This window comes from Marinobacter sp. DY40_1A1, assembly GCF_016597815.1.
In the GTDB taxonomy this organism is placed as follows: Bacteria; Pseudomonadota; Gammaproteobacteria; order Pseudomonadales; family Oleiphilaceae; genus Marinobacter; species Marinobacter xiaoshiensis.
Genome location: NZ_VCHA01000001.1, coordinates 1,099,205 through 1,117,178 on the forward strand (window position 1 = coordinate 1,099,205; position 17,974 = coordinate 1,117,178).

Genomic DNA, 17,974 nt, shown 5'->3' on the forward strand with positions numbered 1-17,974 from the left:
TTAGGTGAGGTTAATAATTATTAAGCTAAATTGTTTTCTTAATATCCGAGTGAGGTAAGGTATGTCGAACATTAATGTTGATAAACACGAAAACATTTTTCAAAAAATGTATCGTGTGTTTTTGGTTGAAAGACGGCTTCCGATATCTATCGAGCATCGTTACCAAAAACTTTTATACGCTAATCGGCTACAAAAAATCTTACGTGAAATTTCTGACGGACCACCTATAGCGTGTGCTAAGAACGCAGATGCCGAATTACATATGCTAACCTGTGAAAGAGATTTATATATGGCGATAGCTGCCTGTAAATCTTTTTTAAAGTTTTTCCCCGATATATCAGTAGTATTTCACGGTGATGAGTCTTTAGATGAGAGTATGTCTGATTTACTACAATCCGCAATCCCTTCATCAAGGTTCATCAGCTATCAAGGCGCAGAGGATATAATAAAATCAAGCATTGATGTCTTCCAATTAAGGCAAAAGGTTGCTGGAAGATTTGAGCTGCCTCCAGGATATGAGAAGCAGCGCAGAGCTTGGGCATTAAAGGTTTTTGACTTTCATATTCTATCAGATGCAAAAAAAGTAATTGTTATGGATTCTGATACCTTATTTGTTAAGCGGCCGGATGAACTAATTGATTGGATAGAGCCTGAGAAAAGCACTGCATTTTACTCTATTCCACAATTTCCAAACCTGAAGGTAGATCCCAAAAATTTCAGCAGCATTTTCCCAAACGGAACACCTGTTAATAGCTTTAATGGCGGGTTGTATGGGTACAACAAGGAAGATGTCGGTTCTGAATTCTTGATGGATGTTGTGAGAAAGTTGATTTCAGAGAAAGATTATCCAATTCTTGGTGATGAGTGCTTTTGGAGGGCTGTATACTCATTAATTCCATCTGAGCCACTTTCATTTGATGTTTATCCTTTAATTACTCCGTATTATCAGAAAAATAATTTGATGCCCGACTTGAATAAGGCAAAATATATCCATTTTATTTGTAAGCACAGAGGTGGGCTATACGGAAAGATCGCTAAGGAAGTGTTTCGATAAGCGATCTTTAAATCCAATTGCGAACACCAAAGCCTGAATTTTTTTCTGGGTTGGCCGTAGATATTGACGCGCTTCTAAAGCTCGTTGGTCAAGTCATTTTTCTCATATTTTTGATTGAAGAGAAAGCTTTCTAGTACCTGTATAAGCCATATGCGATAAGACTTTCTTTTTACCCCTGTACTCCATGGACCTAGTCTCAGCAGAAGGTGGTGAAGGAAATGCCATTTTATAGTGTTCTCTGGAATATCAATAAGCTGCGCATTGTCGACCAGATTTCTGTTTGTGATAACTTGAGCAGCACTAAAAGGCGATGGTCCGCATGAGGGAAGCGAGAGAGCCAGGGTAAAGTGGTCGTACATTGGCATTGCCGTAATGGCAAAATCCTCGAAATCAATCACAGTGATGTGATCAGTGTCGATAATCAGATTGTTCAGACAAAAATCGCCATGTTGAGGTATCGATGAGCAATCGGGAGTTTGTGAGAGATCATTAATCGCAAGTTCGACGAGCTTTTCGAGTTCGGTATTCCCCGTCTCGCCCGTGCTCTGATATTCCAAAAAGGCTTTACGTAGTTCTTCATGAGGCTTGAGCTTGTTGGTTTTGTTCTCGATCTTCTCTTTCGCCCTAATCGCCGCGTGAAAGTTCGTTAGTGTTTGCCATATTCTCGTTTCGATGCGTTTCCTTTCTTCCTCAGAACGGATTTTTGATTTTACTTGAAACCAGGGGGCACCTTTGACTCCGCGTTGCACATCATACTTTTCCCTGGCATGTTCATAAATCCCCACTGGCTCGGGAACTAGGTTGCCCACTAGGCTATAGAGTTCGTTGTGAATATGGTTGGAGTGGAAAGCATGGGCGTCGTCAAGTTTACGAACTACGTAGGCTGGGTAGTCAGAATTTTTATTGAAGACCAGATAAATTGGCCGACTGGTGCTTACGCACGCAATTGAGTATTTATCCACATGGTCATCCAGCAAGGCAGCGGTGGACAGCAGCTGTTTAATGAAATACATGGCTATTTTATTCCCTGCTCAAAATGAGGCCTAAGCCGCCAATTGCTGGATTGGCTCCGAGAAGCTTCGCAACGACATATCTGATCATTCTTGCCAAGTTAGACTGATCGTACGGCAAAATGTTGGCTGAAACATACAGATCTGCGCTGGTGTGAAGCTCATAAACGCATGCTGGGTAATCCAGTGAGGGATAAATACCAACAAGGTTTGCATTCGTCAGGGGATCTTCGTGAGAAAACTCCTGTTGTATCTTTTTGAGCGCCGCCATGCTGTGGTAAAGCGTTTTGATGGTTTTTAATTTCTGGTTGCTGGTGCTGGTATTAGCAATGATGCAGCAGCGCTCGGAAGTTTTAAGGAGTTGTCGGGCCTTGAGAATAGTTGACTCAGAGTCAGCGAGTTGTAGCATTACAACAGGGCTTTGTAATACATCCTCAAGCTGGGAAAACTGCTCTTCCTTGGCAGTAAAGTCAGGCATAGAAAACTCGAATTAGTGAGGTTTTGAAAAGGGGTAGAATATACAAACTGTTGCTGTCTCGCTGATTCTAGAGATTTATTCACTGTACCCCAGTTCCAGCGGCCGAGTTATAGAAAATCTAAGGAAGGTCTGATTAACGCCTGATTTCTCGCAGAATCGCTTTTCAACTCGAAAAAAAGCCATTCAAAGGCAAATTAGGCACAATCAGCCCCTCTGTTTGTTTGTTTTTTGCCCATTTCCCGCCGTTTTGGCGGAAAACAGGCGCACTGGCCCTACGCCAGCAGGTATTTTTCACCCATCAGCAGGTTGCTGAACGCAGCCAGCAAGTGCAATCGGTTACTGTTTTTGGCCAAGCCGCGATAGCGGACTTTGTTGTAGCCAAAGACCTCTTTAATGTACCGGAACGGATGTTCGACTTTGGCCCGGGCGCTGGCTTTGAGCTTCTCGGCTTTCAGTTTACGGGCGTCCAGTTTCTTCCGACTGCCGGGGCGTTTGGCAATGAACCAGGATACATTTTGGCGATCTCTATGCTCATCCCGCTTTTGAATGCCAAGATAACCGGCATCACCGAACACGCGCTGCTCGTCGCCGTGGAGAAGGTTGCCAGCGGGCACGATGTCGTGGACGTTGGCTGCTGTGGTATCGATGCTGTGGATCAGGCCGAGCGTGTCATCGACGCCGATGTGCATCTTCATGCCAAAGTAATATTGTTTTCCTTTCCTGGTCTGGTGCATTTCCGGCGGTCCGACGACTCGGTCGCGCTGGCCGCTCTCATTCTTGGTGGAGCTTGGGGCAGAAATGATCGTGGCATCCACAATGCTGCCTTCACGCAGCATCAAACCATTTTTCTCCAGGTGCTTGTTCACCTCTTTGAACAACACCTTGCCAAGGCCATGGCGCTCCAAGAAGTGACGGAACTTGAGAATGGTGGTTTCGTCCGGCAAGCGGTCCAGCTTCAGGCCAGCGAAGTGGCGCATGGATTCTATCTCGTACAGGGCGTCTTCCATGGCCGGGTCGCTGAGGTTATAAAACAACTGCATGCAGTGGACTCGCAGCATGGTGGGCAACGGATAGGGTGGCCGGCCAGTCTGGCCCTGCGGGTAATATCGGGCTACCTTCTTCTCCAGCTGCTTCCAGGGAATCAACGTGTCCATCCGTTCCAGAAAGATCTCGCGACGAGTTTTGCGCTTCTTGTTCTGGTACTCGGCTTCGGAGAAGGTGATCTGATCCATGGTGGCAACGAATCCTGTGCGGTTGACGATGGCCGTATTATCGCTGATTTTGAGACTTATTCAGAGTCTCCCTAAAGCCACGCTGGCGCAAGAGAATAGATAACTTCAGTAATATGATGGCAGTACTACCAACTACGTTGGTGTTTGGAATTATTGAACCATTGTATCACATTCATAAATGCATCAAAGTGCCCTATCGAGACGTGCGGGGGGCCGGGCATTCGTCCTTGTCTTTGGGGCACCAGATCGCCTCGGCTTTTTTTGGACAGCGTCAGCAATTCTGCTGTTTCTGCCAAAGCCTTTACCTTCCGCCGCAGCTCGGCTTCGAGTTTTTTGACTCGTTTTTTCTCAGCCTTGGCCGCTTGCCGATGCTGCTTGGCCTGTTCATCAGGCTGGGCGTTGGCGCCCATGCAGGCGGCTTTCCAAGCTTCGATTTGTTCCGGGTAAAGGCCGTGCCTACGGCAATATTCACTGAGTTCCGCTTCCGTCATTGGGGCGGTTTCCAGAACAATGCGGAATTTTTCTTCGCCAGTCCACTTGTCGGGATGAGCTGAATTCGATGGTAAAACGGCACCTCGTCCTCTGGCGGCTTTACGCCAATTGTACAAAGTCGCGGTACTGATGCCTTCCTGGCTGGCCAACTCGGCAACAGTCAGACTGTGAGGTGGGGCCATCTTCTGGAGAATGGCTTCCTTACCTTCCGGTGAATAATGGGGCATGGTTGTCCTCTGAAATATTCAGGCGGGTGAGTCAGCCGAGGGAACTGCCCCCTCAGCTGCTTTCAGAACCCGGCGTGAACCTCTCAGCTCACCGGGCTCCCATTGCTTCAACCGCAAACGCACCACGTCCACTCCAGTGGACAAATAAATTCGGGTGTTTGCGCTTTATACGATCAAGCCATGAGACTGCTCTCATCTTCTTGCCGCGCAAGCGCTTGTATTTCCGCATCGCCCATCGAATGATGGCTCGATCGATGTGATCTGCTACCGGCTGAAATTCAGACCCTCTAAAGCGACAATAATACCGGATCCAACCCCGGACTCGTGGAGCCAAGGCTTTGGCGATCTGGTCTATGGATAACTCGCTTCGAAGATTCAGGTGCCATCGCCTTACCGCCTGCCTCATAGACGTCATCGATTGACGACTTACTGCTGGCGTGAAACCAAGCGAGCTTCTCCCGCTCCGGTTGACGATGCGCCTCGGCCTGAACGTATATCCAAGAAAATCGAACTTAATGTTTTCATGATTTCCTTGTCGCCGACTATCCTTGCAGTACACAACTTTCGTTTTATCGGGATGCATTTCGAGACCGCATTGTCTTAGCCGCATATCTAACTGCGAATGCAGATACTGAGCCTCACGCTCACTTCGACAATGCAGTATTCCGTCATCTGCATATCGGCAGAATGGGATATCCGGATGATGAACCGTCAGCCAACGATCCAATGCATAATGCAGAAACAGGTTCGCTAGAACTGGCGATAACGGGCCACCTTGTGGTGTGCCAACGTTCCGTCCTTCCTGCTTACCATCTTTCGTCTGCATCGGTGCCGTTAGCCAGCGCTTCACATACAGCAGCACCCAGGGTTCAGAACAATGGTGGTCAAGAGCCTTGAGCAATAGCTCATGATCAATATGATCAAACAAGCCACGGATGTCATACTCCAGCACCCAGTCCCTTTCCCAGCACCGCTTTCGCGTGATCGCAAGCGCATCATGCGCGGACTTCCCGCGCCGATACCCGTACGAGTCCACATGAAAGACAGGTTCCAGGATAGGTTCCAGCGTCATCGTAACCACAGTTTGCGCTATACGATCGCTAACTGTGGGTACCCCGAGCAATCTTTCCCCTCCACTTTTCTTCGGAATTGGAACTGCTTTGACGGCCGGTGGGAAATAGCTGCCGGACGACATTCGATTCCAAATTAGATAGAGGTTCTTGCTCAAGTCTCGATCAAAGTCCTGAATCGTCTGGCCATCTACACCGGCCGCACCTCGATTCGATTTAACGCGCTGATACGCTTCCCATACCAGGCGCTTGGAAATATCAAACGGTTTTGCTGAGTTCACAGGCTCATCCTAAAATAAAGTTGGCCATGGAATCAGCCGAAGCAACTCGGCTCCTTCGCTCCGAGCCCATTACAGGCCCATCATCGCTACTACGAACCAATCCGTCCTCGAACCATGCATCGGTACTCTGCATCTTGCTTTTCTTCACTTGATGCTCTCCCTTGGCATCATGGATTCGAGTTCCCACAGTTCCGTTGAAACGCCTGAACCGAGCTCGCGCCATCTCTATGCCGGACACCACCCATCCAGTAAGCAGGTTTCCGATGGATTTATCCCGGGGATAGTTGTGGCCCCCGGTTTTGATGTCAGTTTTCAATTTCGACACCTGAACGATGATTTGCTTGTGCTCGCCTTCTCGATTCCTACCTGACACACCCCATGGGTGAGCCTTTTCTCCTGACGCTTACGACAACGGTCTTCAGCCAATGCCGCTCAGGATGGTTTGAAGCCAGCCCCTGCAGGCAGACTCCGGAGGGTCGGTTCCTCCATCATTTCAACAGCTTCTCATGCTACACATATGACTCCTGTCTTATACTGTGCGCATCGATTGCTGTGGCACACACAACTACTCTGACAGATAGATTACACAATGGCACTATTACAATCTGTGCCGGTCTCTGGATTCATTGAACCACGTCAGACTTATGAACCCCAAGCATTAAGAGACCATATGTTTTGAAAAGGTATCCTTACGCCAGTAACAGCGAGCTCACATCCGGGATGCATCGGAGTGTCCAATCGAGACCACTTCTCCTTGGAGGTGATCCTTTAACAAAATGTTACCAAATCGCGTGGTTCACCATCTCAATGAAATAGTTTTCCGCAATTTGACGCTATTTTACAATATGCTTGCCTGTGAGTTCTCTGTTAGCATTGGTGGTATATTCGCTGGGCACGGCGGCGTCTGATTTTTCTGTGCCCAATACTACATCGTTTGTTGAGTTTTCGGAATCGGGCAAGAATTGGATGAGATAACTCCAATCAAGAGTTCGGCTGAAAGCTTGTTAAAGGAAATAGCTATGTTCGTATTGAAAAAGCACTTCGTTCCGAGGCTTTTAACGTTAGGTTTAATACTGGCATCTCCAGTACTACACTCAGAGGTGGTTTTTGAAGAGAATTTCGATGATCAGCCAGATTGGACGAGTGCGATGCATAGTACGGACACAGAACAACGTGCTGTAACGCACATTATACCGCATGGCTGGAGCGCTATAAGGCAAGATCCTACTTGGGCACCCTCTAAGGGACATCCTTATAAGCACGAGAGTATCGAGGTTTTGGCATCAAATTCAAAAAAATGCCGAGACGGTACTGGTAAGTGTATGGTGAGTTGGAGGGATTCTTATAACCCAGGGTGGAAGCGTTGGACTTCAGAATCAATCATGCTTAAGTATTTACCTGAAGGGTATTCACAGTTATATGTCGAGTTTTGGATACGCTTTGGACCTAACTGGACAAGAACAAATGTAGATGGGGTGCCGTCAGCGGCGTCTAAGCTATTTCGAATTTCTAGTTGGCGAGGGAATGGTAGTGAGTTTCAAGCCTTTCCTGATGGAGATATTGGGCCAATAGCATTATGGGACTACAGCTTAAATAAATACGGTGTGCGTAATACAATTAGCTGGAGAGGCGGCCCTCATGGGGACAATTATAATTATAGGGACGGCGAAATTCCGGGCCTGCCCGCACCACTAATAAATACGGGTGATCTTAATTTAAATTTCTCGGGTCATTTAAAAGGAATGGGTCCCGGCGGTTCAGATCCCAAAGTGTCGGACAGGTTAAATGGGGGGCTCATCGATTTGAATTCGCCCTCCATAGTAAAGCACGATCAAGTTTTCGGCCCTGGTGATTCTTGGACCAAAATAGGGATATTTGTGAAAATGAACTCTGCACCTGGGCTTAAAGACGGCGTTTTCCAGCAGTGGTTGAATGACGAGCAGGTCTTCATATCGACCACAATCCCTTGGATTCGACCATCAGTCACAGAAACTGAAAATGCGCAGTGGAACCTTGTGGCAATTGGTGGTAATGATTTTTTTCAAATATACCCAAATGAAGCTCAACATGAGGAGTGGTATGCGATCGATGATCTCATCATAAGGGATGATGTTCCTCATTATTTAAATACTACCGCTGTTGCTCCCAATCCACCCATCGGGCTTGATGTAAAATGAATCTCTTGTTTTTACAGACCTCTATTGTTGAGCTCGGATTAACTCGTCTTCTAGCCATTAGGCAATATAATTGAGAAAAAAATAGTTTTTCAAGCCCAGAATGGGTTATTGGGCCTATTCTGGGCCTATTCTGGGTCTATTATACTGCGTTCCGTCTTACCTTACAGGCTCGATACACTATCTTTCTGATAGATCAAGGTTTGCACAGTAAAAATACCCTCGAAGTCCGTGAGGTATCTATCGAGACATTTTTTGGATGGCTGCTTTGATTCGTCGTTGCCTTATAGAAAATTAACAATTTCCTGAATTTCTTTGAATCTATTATTCCAATCCTTAATTAATTCAGGGATGAAAGTCTCTATTTCTTCGGTGAGTTCAGCTTTCCTTCTAATGACTTCTTCAATGCTATCTTTTATAGAAGTTGAAGATATCTCTGTGTAAATGCAACCCTTCCTAAAGTACTGACGAAGTGTTTCTGTATTGGATACAACAAAGGGCTTTTTTAGTGCCAAAGCCTCATAGGCTCCACAATTAAGTATAAATTCTTCCTTCGTTAAAACTACAATAGCATCTGAACAATGCATAAGAGATTGATATTCTGATTCAGCTATATATCCTGTTAAGATCACACCTTGTTTTTTAAGTTGATCTCGATCCACCTCGCTGAGTTTTTTAAGGTAGTTTCCCGTAATATAAATCCGATAAAGTGAAGAGAGGTTGATACCTGCTTCTACTATTTCATCTATAGGTTCATCGTCATCAAATGTCGCCACCACCATGATTTTATGAACTTTGTCGTCGAAATTAAACTGCGTGTTTCGATTTTTCATATAATTCATTACAGGAAGCTTGTCCTGTAATATAACTGCTTGGCTCCCGACACTTTCACATAATTTTTTTAAGAATTCATTTGTAACAATAGTTAAGTCGGAGTTTTTAATAGTAAAATTGCTTAACAAATGAAATATTTTCCATTTTAAATGTTTAGACTCTGTGGTGTTCAGTTTAAAGTTTGAATGTCGATCTACCACTAATTTAAAGCCGGTAATTTTTTTTAAAATAACAAGGAGAGTTGTTAGAACTATTGATGGGTTCTGGCAGAAAATCAGTTTTGGTTTTCTAGTTAGAACTAGACGGGCGGTTTTAAAAGATAAAGTTGGATAGCGCAACCATCTGCGATGCTTGTTAGTATGGATAATTAGCTCTGCATTGAATGCGTCTGCTAGCTCTCGAGATCTCCGGTGATTTTCCCAGCTTATCCATATTCGGCTACCTAAAGTTTCCATTGTGTTGGGACTCATTTTAATTATGTGAATTTACTTCGTATTAAATCAAAAATATTCAAAGTTCTAAGGTCTAGCTAATATATAAAGTGGTTTTGAACAACCATCCTATATTTCCCGTTTTTTTCTGGTGGTATTTCATTTACGTATTCTACCGAGATCTCGAGCCCCTCGCCGAGCATTCCTCTTAACTGCCAGAGCATATAGTCTTCAGTTTCTGGATTAAAATCAGATTTTTTTACCAGCTTTACAATTGCGCTTGATGGCTGGTTTTGAATAATTTGTGCATTTTTAATACCTTCCAGATATTCAAAGGCTATAGCAATAGCTGCGGTTGGCACACGTTTGTCACCATTTACAATAACGGCCCCCACCTTTCCATCCAAGTTTTTTAAAATCGCCGTGTTTCTACCACAGTCACAATCTTCGTAGGCTAACTGGCCCAGATCACCTATTCTGTACCTAATCAGGGGCATAGCATCGTTTAGAAGAGTGGTTACAACTAGTTCCCCAGTACCTTCTGAATGAATCGATCCCTCTGAAGTAAGAATCTCAACGATTCCATACTCTGGTTCAATATGCATCTTGCCATGCACGCATTCTGAAGCAAATACGACAGATTCTGCGGAGCCGTACTGATCGAATACCTTACATTGGAACGCAGTTTCCATGGTGCATCGCTGTGCATTGGTGAAATTCTCAGAGCTTGTGCTTATGCCAGTTGGTTTGAACTCCAGCTTTGAGTTATTTCGCAATATGTATTCTGCTAATCGATAGATCGATAGAGGGTAGCCTTCAATCACACGAGGTTTGAATTTATTAAGTTTTTCCAGGTAGTGAGGGAGGTTCTGTTCACTCATATGGTAGGAAGAAAATAGTAGCTGCCTGTCTTTCAGGTTATACCGCCAAAATGGCGGTGTATCATCATCAGGCCTTTGGAGCTTTCTGCCAACGAACGAAGCCTTTTTGTCGCCAATCTCAAACCCCATTCGTGCGTAAAATGCTGACCAGAATGCATAGCTCCGCTGGCGAATCGCCTTAGACACATAAACTTTTAGCGGATTTCCTGTGCTTCCTCCGGTGTATAGGGCGATCAGCTCACTTTCTTTGTAAGATCGGTTTACAAAGTCTTCGGTATTATCTGCTACTGTCTGGCGATCCAAGAGCGGAAATTCACTTAGTTCCAGTTTTTGGATATTAAGCTTCTGATAATAGGGAACCTTATTGATAGCGGTGCTAATTATTTGGTCAAGCTTTCTTTTTTTTATTAGCTCAAGCTCTTCAGTGCGTTTATACTCATTATTTTTTAACTGAAGCTTAAGTGCTTCGTGTTCACCGGTATAGCGTCGTTGGTGCTCCAGATAACCGTATATACTCACCAATACGTTTTGAACCCAGGTAGGGCTCTTGAGATAAATTTGCTCAGGTGAATAGCTTTTCATTATCAACGCTCCCTGCCAATCGGTTCTTGATAACTCGTGCCGGATTACCTGCGACTATATCACCTTTATTTGGAATACTTTTTGCACTGACACTGCCAGCCGCAATTACACATTGGTCTGATACATCTGCAAGCACTGTGGCGTTGTTACCTATCCAACAGTCTCTTCCAATTCTGATTTTCTCAAATTTACCACCCTGCTTTTGAATAGATGTGGTTATGTCATCGAAATTGTGTTGGTTTTTTCCGCTTAATATATGGACGGCACTTCCTAATAAGGTGTCGGCGCAGATGGTGCATTTCCCAATATTACACTGCGGCCCAATATAAACCCCTTTCTCAATCGTCGTATCAGCATGAGAAAATATCGTAAGAAAGCCCACAGAAATCTCATCCGAAGTGTCTGTACAAACAAGGCGGTAAAAGGCTGCACGTATGTAGATGCCAGTTTTCCCAGGGATTAGGCTGATTGCCTGGGAAAATGACATAAATACTGCGTCCGTGTTGCCAGCCAGCCGAAACAATAAATACAGAACGTAAATCGGGAATACCAGTACAAGGAATCCCGTTTTGATGGTTCGCTTTATCAAATGACGGAAGCTCATTGCCGGTTTAGCCTCGCGTCAAGCCAGGCCTTTTCGCGCCCAGGGCTGAATGTGATGATGCCTCTGCCCAAACGCATCAGAATTCTGCTCATCAGACTGGCCCAGTTCAATTGAGTGCTTTTGTTGAAAGTGTCGTTGAGCTGTTGGAGTGTTGAATGGTGTATTGATGGGGCGTTGATATGGGGCCCGTAATTTTGCATGAGAATAACAAGAATTCTTGAATATTCGCACTCGTCGCTGTGTTTAAGGGTTTCGCAGGTTTCTGTAAGCCAGTTCTCTCCGGTGTTTTGAAAGGCTTTTGCCTGGTCTTCTGTAGCAAATTCTGCGGCCTGGAACATAAGCATCGCCTTGCGGATATCTTGCGCTACCCATGTGTGGTTGGGGAATTCCAGTTGCTCTGGGTCAACCAGAAACAGTGACTCATGATTGCGCATCCATTCAGCGTAGGCCATAAAACAATCGGCCGCATGCTGGTAGGAATCGTCCAGCTCATCGTTTGTGCGCTTTACGTAAAGGTAGCGAACAATGGCCGAAAGCAGAATGAGATAAGACCAGCCAGTTTCCACATTCAACAAATTGCGATCAACAATATTGTCTTTTGGGTGAATGGTTGCACGGATCACCGTGTCTGCTTTTGAAAGCCAGCTTTTATTGGGCTCCAGAATTGATGCATCTATAAGGGCTGTCAGGTAATTGCCAGTGCCACGTGTGAAGGGGTAGCGGTGCCTGGTGGGTGATTGCCCCTTTACCAAGGCTTTAAGTTTGGGCAAGTCCTGGTTCTTTATGGTTAGCAGGGCTTCAAGAATGCCACCGGTGCCTTCATGGCTGGCTACCATCCATCCAGCCAGCTTCAAAGCAGCTTCTTTTGAAGAGGCTGCGCCCGTTAGTAAGTAATGATAGAGCAGGCCGGTAGTGTAGCAGTGTTCCGCAGCGGGGCCGCCACCGGTTTGGCCCGGTGTTGAGCTTGTGTCATTGTGTTTCGAAAAGGTTCGGTGGGTAGCCGTATGGGCATCAAGATAATGATCGGTATGCCAGAACAGGCCGTTGTTGTATTCCGCTCGGTCTTCCTCAGTATGATAGATGTCTATGTCTGCAACATGGCTGGCCAGATCATCCATCAGCTCGAACCAGCGCCTGTCGCCGGTTAGCGCGAACTGTCGTGCGAAGCCGTATATGGCATCGTACTGATTGTTGTAATGGGAGATAAAAGGCTCTTCACCCTTGGCTTGGTAGAGCGTTTCATGGTCTGCAAAGATATCCCCAAAATTGCGCCATCCGAACTCATCGATCACTTCTCTTTTAGCGAAGAAGTTAGATTCCCCTTCAAGGCCTTCGGCAATAAGATGGTCTAATGGGCCGGGCTGTGTATTGGCCTTGAACCAGGGGAAAGCTTCAGCTCGCTCGTAGCACTCTGGGGCGATTATTGGTGCCAGAGGTGTGTAGGCCATTGCAGATAGACTGGTGCCTCCCTGGTAGCTCATGAGACAGCGCAGTGTCTTCCTTTCGCCGCCTTGTAGCTCGTAGACCTTCTTGGATTCTTTCGGGAAGAGTCCCACGGTTACTTTGTTCCCTTCTTTTCGCAGGCTTGTTGGGAAGCTCTGCCAGAAGTGCGGTACTGCAAGCTCTAGCTGTCCAGAATCGTGCTGAATGCTCACTAGTGGATTGGCGCGTTTACCTTCGTGTTCGAGTTTGCCTGCGTTGGTGAGACGGTAACCACAAAATTGGGCAGTGACTTCGCCGTTCGCGTCTACGTGATTTCGGCTTTGCCAGTTTTCGCCGCCGCTAGAATCCTGGTAAAGGTTGAAGTCAGCTAGATTTAAAACGCTTGGGCTTTCATCGGTTGCCTGCGGTGTGACCTTGGCGGTACTGGAGCCTGGAATTGTTGTTTCTACAGCGAGTTCCCGGAAGTGCACGGAGCCTGGATCCCCCAAATCCCACAAACCGCCCGGGTGCCGTGCACGCTTGGGGTTGTGTGTTACCAGCTCAACTTGCACCAACCCGGTTTCCAGAAAAATACGCAGTTCGCATTCGAATCTTGCAAGTGGTTCGTTGGTTTGCTTTATCCACTGGCCCTTCAAGGTCGCTGCTACAAAAACGGGGCCTTTGTGGGTGATTTCCCAGTTGGACTCCGCTTTTGCTGTGCAGGGCGCTCCTGCGTCGTCACTGAGGATGACCGCAGAGGGCACGACTTCATTGTTTGGGTTACGAACCTGCCAAGCCAAGCTGTCCGGTTTCAGAATAACGCAGCCGGTTGCTGTAGTAATCTGAAGGCCACCTGCTGTTTGGCTGGCCGCTGCTTTAGTTGTGCTGGGGGAGGGTGTTTTCAGGTTGGCGAGCACCAAGTCCTTCTGGTCGTTTGGAGCCAAATCTACCAAAGTGCTGGCATGGACCCAGCGTATGCTGCCGTCCGGCCAGTGTGCAAGGGGCTGTAGCTGCACAGTAAGAGGCTTATCACCATCCATCAGTGCGAGTTGCTGTGCATTTCTCACGGTGCCTTTAGGCACAGGGATGCCTAGGCCAACGGGCTCTTTAATACGAGCTGTACCGTTTGGTTCCCTTATTTGAATGGCTACTTTTTCCATAAGCTTGTCTACTGCTTAACTCCCTGTTTGATGCCTAGAATAATCTGCCCGCGAAGTAACATAAAGCCCCATTTTACTGGTGCAGGAACTTGTTTCCACTTATTTACCGCGGGCCTGATTCAGAAGATAGCGGAGTTGGCCCCACTCTTCGGTTCCTCTGAGTAAAACCAGTCCGGTAATACCTGTAACGAGTGCCGCGATTGTGACATGCAGGGTGCCTAGCGCTAAAAACTGCACCAGGAAATGACTGCCGGAAAGGCCTATCGATTGAACTGCCAAAATCGCTAGCGATGTTCCTGCAAGAGTGGGAATGCACAGGAACAAAAGTTTAGCGGACGAGAACCCGGTTTGCTGTTCCAGAATCAGTAGCAGTGCAATAGTGGTTGCGACTGCGAGCCAACCCCGAGCCCATGCCATGATTTCCAGGCCACCTGTGGCAGTTAGCCAGAGAACAGCGACAATAATGGCAGTTGAGGCCACATCAAACCAAAAGAGCAGTTTTACTCGCCCTTGGGCGATGATGGCATCGCTGATCAGCGCAAAAAGACAGAAGGTGAAGAAAAATAATCCGAAGGGTTCCAGCAAAGGAGCAAATTCCGACCAGTCTGGCCCCAGCAGAACTCGAATGATGAGTTCAGGGTACAGCATTATAAAGGCGGTGATTGGGGTGAGCACGGTTATCATCAGTGCAAGGCTTAACCGTATACGGTAGGCAAGTGCCTGCTTGTCCGCTTTGCTTTCTGAAATGGCAGCGAGCAAAGGTTCGCTCATAGGGATTATGGCTGACAGCGCTGGCAGTAGGCTTACCTCGCGCACCAAGTTGTACCCTCCTAGTTGGGCTGTGCCAAACAGACGTGAAATCATTAGGTTATCTATTTGGGATCTTGTGAAACCAACAATTCCGCGCAGAAGCAACCATTGGGAAAACTGCCACTGCTGGCGAAAGTGAATGAGAGTCCAGCGGGGGCGGAAGTCGTGAACGCGATACGACCCTATGGTGAAGATTAGTCCGGATACAACGGTGCCAGCTATGATCGCCCAGTGGCTTGGGCTGGTGAAAGCCCAGCCGATCACAACGATAAACGAAAGTCCTTTTTGCCAAAGTGTGAGCTTAAAGATTGGACGGTAGTTTATTTCCCGCGCTAGAAGCATCATGTCAGGGCTTTTCAGGGCTCTGAGTGGTAGCGTGACTGCTGCAACGGCTAATGCCGTTGTGAGTTCCGGGGTTTCAAAGAAGTCGGCCAGAGAGGGTGCGAGAAGCAGGATCAACACGAACATGCCGGACTTGATAACTATGTCCATGCTCCATGCGGTGTTGAGGTCTGCTTCGGTGACGTCGGTTTTTTGAATGATGTACTGCTGGTTCCCGATCTCAACCAGCAGCTCAAAGAACTGCAGTGCAATGATAACGAGGGCAACAACACCGAAGTGTTCGGGTAGCAGCAGGCGGGCGAGAATCAGGGTGCTGATAATGCCTAGGCCGCGCTGTACGAGCTGCATGCCTAGCAACAGGCCCGCGCTTTTAAGCACTCTCAAGCTGGTTGTCATTGCTTGCTGGGTGTCAGGCGACTATTGATAAGCGGCATTTGGTGATCCAGTTTTGCAATCGCTCTGTCACACTCTGTTTGTCCGCATTCAGTCTGTAGCGTCACAAGGGCAAATCGCTGTTCTCCTTTCAGCATTGCTAAAACCTGTAATAGCTTTGCCTCGCTGTATGTCCAAGCTCGATATGAACCAACCTGATACCACTGCCCAACAATAACTTGCTTCCTGTTGAGGATATTCCGAACGCGCACTAGCCCTGGGCCGTAGGTTTCCTGAATCTGCCAGAGTGAGTGGTCGAATGGTGGCCGCAAGTAGGGCACAAGCTTTTCTTCAGCGGTGGTTTTCTGGCTTTGGGCGAGGGATATCCAAGCTCCATCGAAATTCCACACCTGCTGGGTAAGCGTGCTTGGCAGTGTGAGCGGTATTGGCATGTTGTCAGCACTTGCCGGTGTGGTGCTGGCTAGTTCAAGGATCCAGGGGGAAACTGCTTTATTTGAAGGCTGAATGATGGTTAGGGCGATGGGGCCGAATACTATGGCGATAATGACGGCGGCGATGCCAGTCTTTTGAAAGCCGAGCTTTGTATGGGTCTCAGCCGATTCTGAATTTCTTTTACGGACGGGTGAGAAGTACAGTGCCGGCAAAACGAATAATCCGTACACAACCCAGCCCATGGTTTCATGGTCGGTAAGCATGTCGCTTTGCATGTCGGTTTCGTAGGCAACCACCACTAGAATCGTAATGCGTACCCAGTTCGCGATCAGGGCGAGTGTCATGGCTATCAGCAGGGTGATGAGCCAGTCGCGCCAGCGATAATCGTTAAGAATGGAGGTCATCATTGCCAGCAATATGGAAATTGCAAAATACCGTATGCCGGAACAGCCATCGGCAATGAGGAGGCGGCCGTAGGGTAGGGTGATGCTGTTGCCTTCAATAAGGGCTGTCATCCCAAACCAGCTAACCCAAGTTCCTACTACTATGCTGGCGAGGTCTACCAGTGCGGGAACCATGTCTGCCCATACAGGCAGTGATAGCGACAAAAGCAAAACGTAGGGGAGGAAGCTAAGGGTTCGTGCGAGCCCAAGCAGTGCCCAGGCAGCTGCTATTACGCCAGCTGGGAGCATCAGGTAGGCAAGGGTGTCGATGCGAACGAGTTCGAGCAGTGCCCACGCTAGTGTTGTTACAACCAGCAGAATGGCCCCTATAAGATGATAGGGCTTGATCTGTGTGTGGTTGGTTGCGCTTTTGGGCGGGTGGACTAGTAGTAGCCCGATAAAAATCAGGGCAGTAGCCAAACCATGGGCGAGAACTTGCTCGAATTCCAGCCATGCTTGTGCGAGCCGGATCCAGGTCGGATAAAAAACAAGCACCGCAATAGCGGTAACGACCAGGTAAGGCCTGGAAAGAGGTAGGTTGTCTAATGTCTTCCTTAACATCGTTTCTCCGCCGCACTACTAACCAATCGACAGGATACTGTGTATAGCAGTTACATAAAACTCAAATTCAAAACAAAAAAAAAGCCAGCCGAAGCTGGCTTTTCATTACTCAACCGAAATCAGGCTTTCTGACGACGGCGAGCTGCACCAAGTCCTGCAAGGCCAAGGCCGAGGAGGGCCAGGGTGCCGGGCTCTGGTACTGGCAGAACTGACTCTACCATAACTACCAAGTCGTTAAAGTCCTTGTCGGAGTTGGCATAGAGAGTATCTTCCCATGCCAGTACGAACTCTTTATTGGTCCACAATCCAGCCTGAAAACCTGCTAGCTGAACGGTATCGGTGTCTGTACCTTGGAATGCCACCATCTGATCGCTGCCATTAGTGTTAAGGCTGCTGTCTGAGTAAAACGTAGGTGCATTATTGGGGTTGTTCTCTGATCCGAGATAAAATCCAAAGTCGGACGAGCTGAAGTTGCCTACCGCCACACCATTTAACCGAACAGTACCGTCAAGCAGCATCGACAGCGTCAGTTGGCTGTTAATTGCATTGCTGTCGGAGCCAGAAAAGATTTCTATGTAGTTGCTGGAGTTATTCCGGTCGTAAACACCGAACGTATTCGTTCCAGCGTTGCCGGCAATCTCCATTACAAATGTGCTAACACTGCCGCCAGTGCCTGTGATGTTCCAGTAGCTGTCTAAACCATCATCAAGTTGATCAGTGTTCACGTTAACTGATGAAGGGCCACCAACAGTTACAGTGTCAAGAACGTTCTGAATACCTGTACCTACGCCGTCAAGGCCGTCGTTGGTAACGAATATATTGGCTTGTGCTGAGACTGACAGTGCTGAAGCGGCAATGGCAGCTGCTAAGAGTTTGAGTTTCATAATATTTCTCCGGTTGTCTAGCTCTAATTCCATATAGTTTGCTTGCAACCAGGCTGTCTCTTATTGCTTTAGAGATCCTTGGCTTTCCGTCCCACCCTCACAGGTGGTTTGGCATACGACCGGTAGTACCCGATCCTATGGGTAATACAAAGCGATTCGCGTGCCAAGTTTTCAATA

At 47.3% G+C, this 17,974-nt stretch carries 15 protein-coding genes and 1 riboswitch; of the genes, 2 read left to right on the plus strand and 13 right to left on the minus strand.

What is annotated here, in order from left to right; genetic code table 11:
- Nucleotides 1-61: 61 nt before the first annotated feature.
- Nucleotides 62-1,054, plus strand: a complete 993-nt coding sequence (locus tag FFI61_RS05070; RefSeq protein WP_200369464.1) for a hypothetical protein — start codon at nucleotides 62-64, stop codon at nucleotides 1,052-1,054.
- A gap of 74 nt (nucleotides 1,055-1,128) precedes the next feature.
- Here the strand turns inward: FFI61_RS05070 and FFI61_RS05075 are convergent, their stop codons facing one another.
- The 6 genes from FFI61_RS05075 to FFI61_RS05100 all read right to left on the minus strand — a co-directional run bounded on the left by FFI61_RS05075 (nucleotide 1,129) and on the right by FFI61_RS05100 (nucleotide 6,160).
- Nucleotides 1,129-2,067: an aminoglycoside phosphotransferase family protein gene (locus FFI61_RS05075; protein ID WP_200369465.1), complete on the minus strand. Its 939-nt coding sequence runs from the start codon at nucleotides 2,065-2,067 to the stop codon at nucleotides 1,129-1,131.
- A gap of 7 nt (nucleotides 2,068-2,074) precedes the next feature.
- The gene (locus FFI61_RS05080; RefSeq protein WP_200369466.1) at nucleotides 2,075-2,542 is read right to left on the minus strand and encodes a hypothetical protein; all 468 of its coding nucleotides are present in this window, start codon (nucleotides 2,540-2,542) and stop codon (nucleotides 2,075-2,077) included.
- Between the two features lie 272 nt (nucleotides 2,543-2,814).
- Entirely contained in the window at nucleotides 2,815-3,774 is a 960-nt protein-coding gene (locus FFI61_RS05085; protein WP_200369467.1) for an IS5 family transposase, read from the minus strand.
- A 125-nt stretch (nucleotides 3,775-3,899) separates the two neighbouring features.
- On the minus strand, nucleotides 3,900-4,493 hold the full coding sequence (locus FFI61_RS05090) for a transposase (protein WP_200369468.1): 594 nt from the start codon (nucleotides 4,491-4,493) through the stop codon (nucleotides 3,900-3,902).
- A gap of 88 nt (nucleotides 4,494-4,581) precedes the next feature.
- Nucleotides 4,582-5,844 (minus strand): group II intron reverse transcriptase/maturase, encoded by a 1,263-nt coding sequence (ltrA, locus tag FFI61_RS05095; protein WP_200369469.1) that lies wholly within the window; start codon nucleotides 5,842-5,844, stop codon nucleotides 4,582-4,584.
- 4 nt (nucleotides 5,845-5,848) lie between these two features.
- Nucleotides 5,849-6,160, minus strand: coding sequence for a hypothetical protein (locus FFI61_RS05100; protein ID WP_200369470.1), 312 nt, complete (start codon nucleotides 6,158-6,160; stop codon nucleotides 5,849-5,851).
- A 703-nt stretch (nucleotides 6,161-6,863) separates the two neighbouring features.
- Between FFI61_RS05100 and FFI61_RS05105 the strand changes: the two genes are divergently transcribed.
- Entirely contained in the window at nucleotides 6,864-8,021 is a 1,158-nt protein-coding gene (locus FFI61_RS05105) for a hypothetical protein (RefSeq protein WP_200369471.1), read from the plus strand.
- A 281-nt stretch (nucleotides 8,022-8,302) separates the two neighbouring features.
- Here FFI61_RS05105 and FFI61_RS05110 read toward each other — a convergent pair whose 3' ends face one another.
- The 7 genes from FFI61_RS05110 to FFI61_RS05140 form a co-directional block, all read right to left on the minus strand.
- On the minus strand, nucleotides 8,303-9,307 hold the full coding sequence (locus FFI61_RS05110) for a glycosyltransferase (RefSeq protein ID WP_200369472.1): 1,005 nt from the start codon (nucleotides 9,305-9,307) through the stop codon (nucleotides 8,303-8,305).
- A gap of 74 nt (nucleotides 9,308-9,381) precedes the next feature.
- Entirely contained in the window at nucleotides 9,382-10,746 is a 1,365-nt protein-coding gene (locus FFI61_RS05115; RefSeq protein WP_200369473.1) for a phenylacetate--CoA ligase family protein, read from the minus strand.
- Nucleotides 10,727-11,233 (minus strand): acyltransferase, encoded by a 507-nt coding sequence (locus tag FFI61_RS05120; protein WP_227714600.1) that lies wholly within the window; start codon nucleotides 11,231-11,233, stop codon nucleotides 10,727-10,729. Before FFI61_RS05120 ends, FFI61_RS05115 begins: the two co-directional genes overlap by 20 nt.
- A 113-nt stretch (nucleotides 11,234-11,346) precedes the next feature.
- Nucleotides 11,347-13,932 (minus strand): hypothetical protein, encoded by a 2,586-nt coding sequence (locus tag FFI61_RS05125; protein WP_200369475.1) that lies wholly within the window; start codon nucleotides 13,930-13,932, stop codon nucleotides 11,347-11,349.
- Nucleotides 13,933-14,031: 99 nt separating this feature from the next.
- Nucleotides 14,032-15,480, minus strand: coding sequence for a lipopolysaccharide biosynthesis protein (locus tag FFI61_RS05130; protein ID WP_200369476.1), 1,449 nt, complete (start codon nucleotides 15,478-15,480; stop codon nucleotides 14,032-14,034).
- Nucleotides 15,477-16,913, minus strand: a complete 1,437-nt coding sequence (locus FFI61_RS05135) for an exosortase/archaeosortase family protein (RefSeq protein WP_200369477.1) — start codon at nucleotides 16,911-16,913, stop codon at nucleotides 15,477-15,479. Before FFI61_RS05135 ends, FFI61_RS05130 begins: the two co-directional genes overlap by 4 nt.
- Nucleotides 16,914-17,032: 119 nt before the next feature.
- On the minus strand, nucleotides 17,033-17,797 hold the full coding sequence (locus FFI61_RS05140) for a DUF4114 domain-containing protein (protein WP_200369478.1): 765 nt from the start codon (nucleotides 17,795-17,797) through the stop codon (nucleotides 17,033-17,035).
- Between the two features lie 40 nt (nucleotides 17,798-17,837).
- Nucleotides 17,838-17,920, minus strand: a riboswitch (cyclic di-GMP riboswitch).
- Nucleotides 17,921-17,974: the final 54 nt, after the last annotated feature.